The organism is Terriglobales bacterium (assembly GCA_035454605.1).
GTDB lineage: Bacteria > Acidobacteriota > Terriglobia > Terriglobales > Acidobacteriaceae > DATMAB01.
This window is the reverse complement of the sequence record DATIGQ010000018.1, coordinates 1-10467: the sequence shown is the minus strand read 5'-3', so window position 1 is coordinate 10467 and position 10467 is coordinate 1. Positions and strand designations below refer to the sequence as shown.

General features: G+C 63.1%; 14 protein-coding genes. 5 read left to right on the top strand and 9 right to left on the bottom strand.

The genetic code is table 11. The annotated features are described in order from the left end of the window. Positions 1 to 121 precede the first annotated feature (121 nt). The 9 genes from VLE48_01565 to VLE48_01525 form a co-directional block, all read right to left on the bottom strand. Positions 122 to 1648 (bottom strand): type II and III secretion system protein family protein, encoded by a 1527-nt coding sequence (locus VLE48_01565; protein HSA91672.1) that lies wholly within the window; start codon positions 1646 to 1648, stop codon positions 122 to 124. Positions 1649 to 1678: 30 nt separating this feature from the next. Further along, a complete protein-coding gene (gene cpaB, locus VLE48_01560; GenBank protein ID HSA91671.1) occupies positions 1679 to 2533 on the bottom strand; it encodes a Flp pilus assembly protein CpaB in 855 nt (284 codons plus the stop codon). A gap of 15 nt (positions 2534 to 2548) precedes the next feature. Continuing rightward, entirely contained in the window at positions 2549 to 3004 is a 456-nt protein-coding gene (locus tag VLE48_01555; GenBank protein HSA91670.1) for a TadE/TadG family type IV pilus assembly protein, read from the bottom strand. A gap of 22 nt (positions 3005 to 3026) precedes the next feature. Then, complete coding sequence (locus tag VLE48_01550; GenBank protein ID HSA91669.1) at positions 3027 to 3407, bottom strand: TadE family protein; 381 nt, start codon at positions 3405 to 3407, stop codon at positions 3027 to 3029. Between the two features lie 32 nt (positions 3408 to 3439). Continuing rightward, positions 3440 to 3949: an A24 family peptidase gene (locus VLE48_01545; protein ID HSA91668.1), complete on the bottom strand. Its 510-nt coding sequence runs from the start codon at positions 3947 to 3949 to the stop codon at positions 3440 to 3442. Positions 3950 to 4059: 110 nt separating this feature from the next. Continuing rightward, entirely contained in the window at positions 4060 to 4230 is a 171-nt protein-coding gene (locus VLE48_01540) for a hypothetical protein (protein ID HSA91667.1), read from the bottom strand. Between the two features lie 145 nt (positions 4231 to 4375). After that, positions 4376 to 4546, bottom strand: coding sequence for a Flp family type IVb pilin (locus VLE48_01535; GenBank protein HSA91666.1), 171 nt, complete (start codon positions 4544 to 4546; stop codon positions 4376 to 4378). Between the two features lie 344 nt (positions 4547 to 4890). Then, the gene (locus VLE48_01530; protein HSA91665.1) at positions 4891 to 6417 is read right to left on the bottom strand and encodes a hypothetical protein; all 1527 of its coding nucleotides are present in this window, start codon (positions 6415 to 6417) and stop codon (positions 4891 to 4893) included. Between the two features lie 116 nt (positions 6418 to 6533). After that, entirely contained in the window at positions 6534 to 7883 is a 1350-nt protein-coding gene (locus VLE48_01525) for a sigma-54 dependent transcriptional regulator (protein HSA91664.1), read from the bottom strand. Between the two features lie 331 nt (positions 7884 to 8214). On the opposite strand from VLE48_01525, the gene VLE48_01520 reads away from it, so the two are divergent. The 5 genes from VLE48_01520 to VLE48_01500 form a co-directional block, all read left to right on the top strand. Next, positions 8215 to 8718, top strand: coding sequence for a helix-turn-helix domain-containing protein (locus tag VLE48_01520; protein HSA91663.1), 504 nt, complete (start codon positions 8215 to 8217; stop codon positions 8716 to 8718). Then, positions 8718 to 9191: a hypothetical protein gene (locus VLE48_01515; GenBank protein HSA91662.1), complete on the top strand. Its 474-nt coding sequence runs from the start codon at positions 8718 to 8720 to the stop codon at positions 9189 to 9191. Before VLE48_01520 ends, VLE48_01515 begins: the two co-directional genes overlap by 1 nt. Before the next feature lie 135 nt (positions 9192 to 9326). Then, on the top strand, positions 9327 to 9719 hold the full coding sequence (locus VLE48_01510; GenBank protein ID HSA91661.1) for a nuclear transport factor 2 family protein: 393 nt from the start codon (positions 9327 to 9329) through the stop codon (positions 9717 to 9719). 66 nt (positions 9720 to 9785) lie between these two features. Continuing rightward, on the top strand, positions 9786 to 10271 hold the full coding sequence (locus tag VLE48_01505) for a VOC family protein (GenBank protein HSA91660.1): 486 nt from the start codon (positions 9786 to 9788) through the stop codon (positions 10269 to 10271). Positions 10272 to 10281: 10 nt separating this feature from the next. Further along, positions 10282 to 10467: hypothetical protein (locus tag VLE48_01500; GenBank protein HSA91659.1), on the top strand; the 186-nt coding region annotated here is incomplete at its 3' end.

Below are 10467 nucleotides of genomic sequence, written 5' to 3'. Positions count from 1 at the left end.
TTCGCGGTATAGGCGAATCCCAGGTCGACGGCCAGCGCCGCCATCGCGAACAACACCACTAAAAACACCGCCAGCATGACAATGGTCATGCCTCGCTCGCGGTTGCTGCTTTTGCCACGCATCACTTGCCCCCTTCCTTGGGTTTGGACTTGTCGAACTTCTGCTTGTCCAGGAAATCTTGGGGGAATTGTGGTCCCGGCGGCAGATCGACGCTGGGCGACACTTTGCGCGCCGTCACCAGCACCATCAGCTCGCCGGTCGTCTTCTGGTTGAACTTGCTGCGGAACAGATGGCCGATGATGGGGATATCGCCCAAGCCGGGTATCTTCGCCGCCACGTTGGCCACCCGGTTGTCCATCAGCCCGGCGATCAGAAAGCTCTGCCCGTCCTGCAACTCCAGTTCGGTCTCCGCCCGCCGCGTGATCAGCGCCGGTATCGTGAATCCCGAAAGCGTCACGCCGTTGGCGAAGTCCAGTTGGCTCACTTCCGGAGCCACCTTCAACCGGATGTTTCCCGTGGGCATGATGTAGGGCGTGAACTTCAGCCGTACCCCGAACTCCTTGAACTGCACGGTCACGTTGCCCACGTTGCCCCCGCCCTGCACGATGGGAATGGGGAATTCGCCGCCCGCCAGGAAGCTGGCTTCCTTCCCGTTCAGCGCGATCAGGTTAGGCTCGGCCAGGATCTGGGCCAGCGATTTTTGCTTCAGCGCCTGGATAGCCGCTGCCAGGTGCACGTCCCCTCGGAACAGGAAGATATTGAGCGGATTGATGTTCAGGTCGCTACTGAGGGCATTCTCCGCAACATCCTTGACATCCGTGTCGCTCAGGTTCACCGGCGGCCGGGTGCCCGTGCCCGTCTGCCCGAGCAGGGACACGTTGGTCGAGAACAGATTGACCGCGTAGCGCTGCAAAGCGTCCCGGTTCACTTCCGCGAACTTCACCTGCAGCAGCACTTCCTGGGGCTCGTACGGACCGAAGGTCAGCACGTTGACCACAGACTTGGCATACGCTCCGGCCAGCGCTCCGGCGTTCTTCTGGATCTCCTCGCTGCTCACGTGTCCGGAGAGCACGATGGCGTTGCGCGAGGCCGACACGTCGATCTTCTCACTGGGGAAAATACGATGGATTTCCTCCGCCGCCGAGGTCGCATCCACGTCCACCCGCAGGTCGAAGCTGCGCGACCGCTCGGCTTCGTCCCACAGCACCAGCGACACCTCGCCCGGCTGGCGTCCGTGCACCAGAATCTGCGTCGGGGTCACCACCAGCGCGTCGGCTATGGTTGGATCGCTCACCGCCACTCGCTTCAGTCGGTCCGTCGTGTTCACCAGGATGGACTTGCCCGAGAGCACGCGCAGCGGCACTGAGCCCTCCGGGAAGCCCTCCTGCGGCATCCCCGCTTCTCCCGCCATCTCCGCAGATGCCGGCGCCCCCGGGCTCACGGCCCCCGGTGTCACCGAACCCAGGGCCTCGGCGGCTCCCTGTTGGGCGCCCGACACCGCTTTTCCCAGGCTGGTCGGAGCCTTCTTGGGCATCATGGCTCCCGCCTCGGCTGCCGCTTGCATCGCCTTGGTCGCCGGCGCTGTTGCCAGCGCCGCTGCTACTACCAGACTCCACAACGACAGCCATCGCCTCTCGCTTTGTGTCATCGTCTCGCTCCGTCCCCCGGATTCTGGCAGTTAGAATTTGGCTTCGTCACGCTTGTCCCCGCGAATCATCTCCACCACGTACACCTTGCTCGGCGCGGGTACCACCGGCTGCTTCTTTCTGGCCGCAGCCACCTGGGGCTGCGCGGCCACTCGCATGCCTCGACGGTGCTCCGGCGCGCCCGCTTCCACGTACAGGTCTCCGTAGAACGTCCCTTTGGGTTTCACTTCATCCCGATCCAGCGGATTCCGCAGCGACAGGTGAATGCGTCCCTGCGTGGTCGCCAGCGTCAGCCTTTGCGCGTCCTCCGGCGACACCAGCAGCGTCACCACCGTGGTCTCCTTCTTGGAGGGCTCTTTGGCCTGCAGGTCCTGGTTTGCCGTCAGCACCTCCACGTTCTCCAGCACCGTGGTGGTCACGGTCTGCGCGTCGGTCATGTCGGGCGGCGTACCGGTCAGTAGAACGTCCACCCGCGTTCCCGGCTGCACAAAGCCGGCTACCGAGATGTCCTCCCGCACCCGTACCGAGACCGCCCGCATGCCCTGCGGGATCTTGGGCGGCAACCCCGCGCCTGCCTCGCGCGGCGCCAGCTTGCTGTTCAGCACCACTTCTTTTTCTGCGATCGGTACGATCACGCCCCGGCCTGCCACTTCCTTCAGGTCACGGAAGACGCCTTGCGGCAATTGTCCCGACGGCAATCTCACCAGCTGCAGGTCCGAGAGCTGGATCTGCTGCCCTACCTGCAACGCCTTGGCGGCTACCACTACGTTGGTGGTGGTGCCGGAATCGGCCTGCGCGCCCCGCAGAATGCGCAGCGCTCCAAAGCTCACCAGCGCCGCCAGCCCCACCGCTACCATTCCCACAATGAGGAACCTTCTCCGGTCCATTCGGCCCTCCCTGGGCTAACACCCGTAAAAGTTGATAAACTCCGCCCGCCCGGCGATCGGCACCGAAACCGGTGCGCCCATGAACGGGATATTCGGCAAGTAGCGAAACTGATAGTTGGTCTGTACCGCCACTCGCGACGCCCAGGAGTTTGCCCCGCCCGGCGTCGTCTGAATGACGCATTGGTTGATGGTCACATCGGCCGCCGTGATGGTCACGCCGTTGGCCGCCGCGTAGGCCACCGCCTGGTTCTTGAGGGCAGGGGTGGCCGAGAAGTTGGGAGTATCCTTGTTCCACTGAAACGTCGAGAGGTGCGCCGCTTCTCGCGCGGCGTTGTTGAGCACCTGGTGCGTGCGCACCATGCCCGCCCCCTCGATCACTACCAGCGCCATGAACAGCAGGAGCGGCAGCGCCACTGCCATCTCTACGATCTGTGTTCCCCGTTCCCTGTGTCGCGCTTGCAACCGCCTCATGCTTCGGATGCCTCCTCCCGGCTCAGGGGGAGTTCTCGTTGCGCATCGTGGCGGTTGCGCCCATGGCTACCGACCCGAAGCGGAAAAAGAAGAACGTATAAGGGGCGTTCACCGTCACCTGCGTATGAAAGACCTGCACATTGTTCACGGTCCCGGTCACGCTCTGGTTCACCGAAACCGTCGACCCCCGAACCCCCGCGCTGTCCAGGAACCGCTGCACCTGTGCCTCCACGTCGGTCGTGGTCGGCAGTGTGCCGGTTCCGGCGAAGGGTGCCACCGAAAACCGTGCGCCCTCGCGCGCCGCGTTCGTCATGACTTGGTACTGATTGTACGCCCGTCCGAACTCGATGTTCGCCAAAATCAGAGTGAAGAAAAGAAGAACCGTGACCGCGCCTTCCAGCACCGTGGCCCCACGCTCGTAACTGCGTTGGTTCCTCATCGTGCCACCAGCGCGAACAGGGTCCCGCAGGCCGCGGCCACGCCGAACGGCGCCCGGATCATGGCGGCGTTCCTCACGTGCAGTACGGGATGCGCCCGCAGCCCCTGCGCCTTCAGTGCCCGCAGGATCTCCCGCATGTTTTCGAGCGTCTGTCGCCAGGCGCCGCGCTTGAAGATCTGCGCCACCGCCATCAGCGCCGCCACGAACACCGCGATTTGCATGGCCACCAGCCAAGGCTGCAGGCCCAGCAGCGCTCCCAGCGCCGCCATCAGCTTCACGTCTCCGCCGCCGATCGCCCCCAACTGGAAAAACGCCAGGCCGACCGCGAATCCCAGGAACGCCGCCGCTGCGGCCGAAGCCAGCCCCCCGCTCCACAGATGGAAGGCCAGCCCGGCGATCACTCCGCAGGTGGTGAACGCCCGCGGGATTTTTCGCCAGCGTGCGTCTCCGATGGCGCAGGTCACCACGAAGGCGATCACAAAGGCTTGCCACAACCATTCCGACATAACGGCGCCTCGCGTCTCCTGGTCTTGGGCTTCCTATTATGGCTCAAAAAACCGGGAGCGGCAGGATGGGACGGGGTGTCACCCCACCTGCCGCTCGCATCCAGCACACCCTACGGCGTGGTCAGTTGGTCCGACGCGGAATTGAAGATGTTGCTCGCGTTCGTCCCGATCAGGCGCACCGCCCCGATCACCACGACGAGAATCACCGCCAGCATCAGCGCGTACTCGGCGATGTCCTCGCCCTTGTCATCCTTCCACATCTTCCAGACGAGTTCCTTCATGGTCTCCTCCACTGGGCTTCCAAGGGTTGGTTACAAAGCCGGGTACTGCCACTGCCGCCCTATCCCGGCGATAGGACTCCGAAAGCCTGGGGAAGCGCAAGGGTGGATCGGGCCTGGCCCGGATTGCCTCCTTCCCCCGCCTCGCCTACGGGGTTGTCAGCTGGTCCGAAGCCGCGTTGAAGATGTTGCTCGCGTTCGTACCGATCAGGCGGACTGCCCCGATCACGACTACCAGAATGACCGCCAGCATCAGCGCGTATTCCGCGATGTCCTGGCCCTCGTCATCCCGCCACATCTTGCGAAGAACGTCCTTCATGTCTGTTGTCTCCTCCCGAACCCCGGTGAGCTTGCGCCCCCAGCGCTCGATTTCGCCCTCATATCTGCAATTTGGGGGCAAATCAGAGTCCAGAGCCGGATGTATATTTTCTTTATTATCTTTCGATTACACGCGGTAACCGCCGTAGTAACCTGCCCCACTGTCCGATTTCTGAGACACCCCACCAACGTGGCTGCTCTACCCGGGCGACAGTGGAGCCTGCCCCCGCCTGATAGTGGGGGGGGTAGCTCCCGGTGGGGCCTCAGCAGGGCAGAGCGGAGAGCGGAACCGGAAACCGGAGGGGGAAGGGGAGCTTTCTCTGGTTACTGACCACTGGCAACTGGCTACTGCCTTTTCACAAACACCACCGCCTGGTCGTCTTCGTACACCTTGGTCCAGTTCGGATCCTGCCGCAGCAGGCTGGCGATGGCCGAAAGGGGCTCCACCATCGCTGTCTTCACCTCGAACCGCTCCAGCGTTTCCTGCCACCGGGGCCGCCCACGGTAGGTGCGGAAGTACTCCATCATGAACTCATCCCCGTAGAGGTCTGCCCGGCCGTCGATATAGCTGCGGTAGTCCGGGTACAGGTTCCACAGCAGGTATCCACCCCAGTCGTAGCGGTGATACATCGGCGTCGGCGGCTTCTCCCGTCTCAGGAACTGGACCGCACGCCGCGGAAAAATCTCCGATTCCGCTTGGGGCTGGCTCGCGATTACGTTTGCGAAATACAGCCCGCAGGCGGCAATCACCACCGCCAGCACCGTCGCGTTCATCAACCTCTTGGTTGCCGTCAGGGGAGTCTCCGGCTGTTCCAGCCATCTCCCCCAACTTTGCTGGCGGATCCAGTCCCAGGCATGCCCGGCCAGCAGCGGCGTAGCCGCCAGGGCGAACAGCGGAATGTGCCGGCCCGAGCGCAGCGCCAGCCACCCGGTCACCGCCAGCAGGGTGACGTCGCTCAAACGCGCCCGGCGTCTGGAGATGGCCATGGCGCTCGCGGTGGCGAAGATCAGCGCCGCGAACGGCAGCATGCTGGCTTTGTGAAAGTCCGGCGAGAGCCAGTCGCGCAGGTTCGCCGCCATCGCCTCCGACTGCAGCGTCTCGAAGGGATATGCGTACAGCCGCGTGCCGTTCGGATTCAGCGGGATCACCGCCAGGCATGCCGCCGCTGCCGCCACCAGGGGCAGGGTTCGCCGCAGAGCCGGTTTCCATCCGTGGCCATCCGTCAACTCATCCAGCGCCAATCCCGCCGCCACCACCAGCACCAGTGCCGGACCCGCCAGGAAGCCGCCGTGCAGATTCACCCACAGCACCATCAGTGGAGGCATCCACAGCAAGCGCTTCCCGCTCCCGTCGCGCGCATAGCTGTGCAGCAGTCCCAGGAAGACGCTGGCCAGCAGCATGGTGAACATCTGCGGCTGCACGCCCCACACCGGCGCGGTCGAAAAGGCGCCCAGCAGCAGCGCGAATCCCGCCACGAACGGCTGTCCTTCCAGGCGTCGGTCCAGCAGCCACCACGCCGCCGCAATCACCAGGCTGAAGAACAGGATTAGTCCGCCCCAACCCGCAAGGCGGTACAACTCCCAGATCAGCACTTCCGACAGCCACTCGTGCGTCACCCACGCCTTGCCCGCAGCGGTGTAGGAAAAGGGATCCGTGTGCGGGATGCTGCGCGTCTCCACCATCCATTGCCCGGTGCGCAGATGCCACCAGAAATCCGGCACCAGGATGGGCCGCGCCGTTACCCCCAGCAGCGACACCAGTACCACCCAGTGGAACACCCGCCGCGTCGAGAGCCGGGAAGAAGAGAGAGGAGAAGAAGAGAGGACTGGCGCGCCGGATACCTCTCTCACCGCCGTTTCGGTCGCGCTCATCTGCGCCCGATTGTAGCGCGCCTGAGTGCTGAGTGCTGAGTGCTGAGTTGAGCCTGCCCTGAGCGAAGTTGAAGGGCGAAATCCTGAGCGAAGCGAAGGATCTCGGGGTTACCGGACTACTGCACTCTGGAAGGAATATCTAAGTCGTCGATCAGCCGATGGAGGGAAGAACGCGCGATCTTCAGCGACCGCGCCGCTTGCAGCTTGTTGTTCCCGTATTCCTGCAGGGTGCGCTGGATCAGGCGCCGCTTGAAGTTCCGCACTTCCTCTTCGAACGACGCCGGCTCGGTTTCCTCTTCCCAGCCTGCGAACTGCGAAGGTAGGTGATTGATGCGGATGTCCGGGCCGTCCGAGATCACCACCGCGCGCTCCAGCACGTTCTGCAATTCGCGCACGTTGCCCGGCCAGTCGTATTCCTGCAGCGCGCACAGCGCCGCCGGCGAGATGCGCCGCGCCGCCTTCTGGTGCCGCTCCGCAAAATTCTGCAGGAAGGCGTGCGCCAGCAGCGTGATGTCGTCCCGACGTTCCCTGAGCGGAGGCAGTTCCAGTTCGACCGTGTTCAACCGGTAGTAAAGATCCAGCCGGAAGGCGCCCTGTTCCACCAGTTGCTTCAGATTGCGGTTGGTGGCGCAGATCACCCGCGCCTCCATGGCCGTGGGCTTATTGCTCCCCAGGCGCTCGAATGTCCGCTCCTGCAGCACCCGCAGCAACTTCACCTGCATGGCCGGCGAAAGCTCACCGATCTCGTCCAGGAAGATGGTCCCTTGTCCCGCCGCTTCGAAACGTCCCCGGCGCACCGCATTGGCGCCCGTGAACGCTCCCTTTTCATGCCCGAACAATTCCGATTCGATCAGCGTCTCCGGCAGCGACGAGCACGCCACCGCCACGAACGGCTCTTTGGCTCGCGGGCTCGCTTGGTGGATGGCCCGCGCCACCAGTTCCTTTCCCGTCCCGCTCTCACCCGTCACCAGCACCGTGGCGTCGGTCTGCGCCACCCGTTGCGCCAGTTGGAACACCGCCCGGATCTTGCTGTCCACGCCCAAGATCGCCGGGAAATCCTTGAGTTGCGGACCTTGCGACCGCAGCCGTTCCACTTCGCGGCTCAGGTCGCGGAAACGCACCACGCGCCGCAGCACGATGCGCAGCTCCTCCATCGAGCTGGTTTCCACGAAGCAGTCGTACGCGCCCGCCGACATGGCCTGGCGCATCACCGCCTTGTCCGGCCCGGCCACGAAGGCCACCACCGGCGCGGCCTCCGCGTTGCGGAGAATCTTCTGCAGGGATTCCAGCGACTTGGCGAAGCGCGGGCTCTCCGCGGGCGGCAGTCCCACCAGCACCACGTCGCACTGGGTCAGCCGTTCGCGATCGTCCGCCTCGGCGGACTGCATCTCGAACTCTTCACCCAGCTTCTCCCCCAATAGCTGGAAGAAGTCGGCCCGCTCGTCAATGAAGCAGCACTTGACCACCGGTCACCCCGTTACCGGTTCTCTTCTTGATTTGGATTCTGCCTGGCTTGTTCCGGAGGTCTCTGTGGGCGGCCAGGTCGGCCCCAGCCCTCGCCATCTACCGCACAGTCTAGGGTCGTCCCCTTTCGATGTAAAGGTTTCTTTGGTAATCGCGGAGTAACCTCCCCGCAACTCCTTTGCACATCAGTACGAATCGACGTGTCCGCCGTGCGGGGGACTTCGGTCGTCCTGGACTTCCGGCTGGATACATTACTTGCATTTAGCAAGTAATCGTGGTAGCGTGCCTTCCGTGCCGCGGAAGTCCAAGCCGAGACGTCGCTCCGGTTGCCCGGTGAGCATCTCGCTCGAGCGCTTCGGAGACCGCTGGTCCCTGCTCATCATCCGCGACCTCATGGTCCGCGGATACCGCACCTTCAAGCAGTTTCAGCAGTCGGGTGAGGGCATTGCCACCAACATCCTCGCCGACCGCCTGCAAAAGCTCGAAGCCGCGGGCATCATTACCGCCGAGCCGGAACAGACGGATGCCCGTCGCGTGAACTACCGCCTCACCGAAAAAGGAATCGATCTTGCGCCGGTGGTCCTCGAGTTGCTCATCTGGGCAGCCCGGCACGAGGAAACCGGGGCGGCTTGCGCCGTCATCGAAAGGATGGAGCAGAATCGCCAGGCGGTTCTGGCTGAAGCCCGGCGCCGCTGGCTGCAACGGGATCCCACTCCGCTGCTGCCGCAAGTCGGCGACTCCGCCTGGAACTTCGAGCGGCGCGAACCCGGCCACCCCCTCCACTCCCAACCCAACCCACAGCCTTCACAAAACAAAAAACAAGGAGACGAGGAATAATGGAAAGCAAACCGACACATGAGCAAGCCCAACTTCACCTGCAGGTCTATGATCTGCGCCGCGAGCCGCGGCTCCGCCAGGCCCGCGACTGGTTCCACAAAGACTACCATCCCAAGAACTTCGACGACGCCATGCGCATCGCCGCGCCCGGCACCGAAGCCGGCGCGTTCTTTGGCATGGTTGTCGGTTACTGGGAGCAGACCTGCGCGCTTCTGAACTATGGTCTTCTCCACGAAGATCTTTTCTTCGAGACCAGCGGCGAATTCTTCGGGGTCTGGGAGAAGCTCAAGCCCATCGTTCCGGAGGCTCGGGAAAAGTGGGTCTACAAGCAGCTCTTTGCCCACATGGAAAAAGCTGCCCAGCGCTATGAAGTCTGGCTGGAGAAGCGCAGCCCCGGTCACGTGGCCGCCATGCGGCAGTTCATGCAGCAGATGCAGCAGCAGTTGCAGCCCAAGTCTGCGTCGGCAGCCTGAGCAAGAACTCGGATGTAATCGCCACTGGCCTGCGGTTCACAGGGGGAGTGCAGTCGTCTCTCCCCGGGCGAGCGCCGCGGGCTGGTGGCGATGCCTCGACAGGTGTGGAGGAGCATCTCGCGAGAAGGAGGTTGCATGGCGACGAGCGAACACAGTGCCGAGCTGGCCGTGGGTTGGATTGAGGCATGGATCAAAATGGACATGGAGTGGCTTCGGCAGCGACTGGCTCCGGACTTTGTCCACGTTAGTCCATTCGGGAGGCTCGAAGGCCGTGAATTCTACCTGGCAACCGTTGAGCCGATGGCGCGCAAGAGCGTCATGGAGCTCGAGGTCAAGAATGTCATCGCCAGCGGAAACCAAGCGGCGGTGTGGTTCGAGAACAGGACTCCCAAGGGTGTGGTCGAATCCTGTGACTGGTTGCGCGTTGAGGACGACCTGATTAAGGAGATCCGCTCGTTCTACGACAGTGCCAGGATTCGGGAGGTCCTGTCGCCAGCCGAGCAGGAGGGCCTCGGCGGTTCCTACTAGGTATCAACTGGCCCTGACAACCACCGTTGCCTGAACCTGAGACCGTAGCTGCGAAAGGAAACACCGATGCAAAAGATGACTCCATGCTTGTGGTTCGATAGCCAGGCTGAAGAAGCGGCGAATTTCTACGTCTCCATCTTCCATAACTCCAGGATCCGCAATGTTGCCCGCTATGGCGAAGACGGGGCCAGGATGTCCGGCAAGCCCAAGGCATCGGTCATGACCGTGACCTTTGAGCTCGACGGGCAGGGCTTCATGGCCTTGAACGGCGGCCCCATGTTCCAGTTCTCACCCGCCATATCCTTCATGGTCCACTGTCAGACGCAGCAGGAAGTGGATCGCCTTTGGGAGAAGCTTTCCGCAGGCGGAGAAGAACAACCCTGCGGCTGGCTCAAAGACAAATTCGGCGTGTCCTGGCAGATCGTTCCCACCGTACTCGGCGAGCTGCTGCAGGCCGAGGACCCGAAAAAATCGCAGCGCGTCATGCAGGCCATGCTTCAGATGAAGAAGCTCGACATCCAGGGCTTGCGGCAAGCCTACGAGCAAGGATGAGGAAATCAAGATGGCAGAAGACAAGATACTCACCCGGCACCCGCTGGGGAAAAGTGGGAAGAACATCAGCAAGCAGAAATACAACTCCGTGCGGGCTGCGATTCTGTCCGCCCTCGAGGGCAGGGAACTCACCCACACCGAATTATTCCAGCGACTGAACCGCAGCCTCCGGGGCAAGTTCCCGGGCAACATCAGT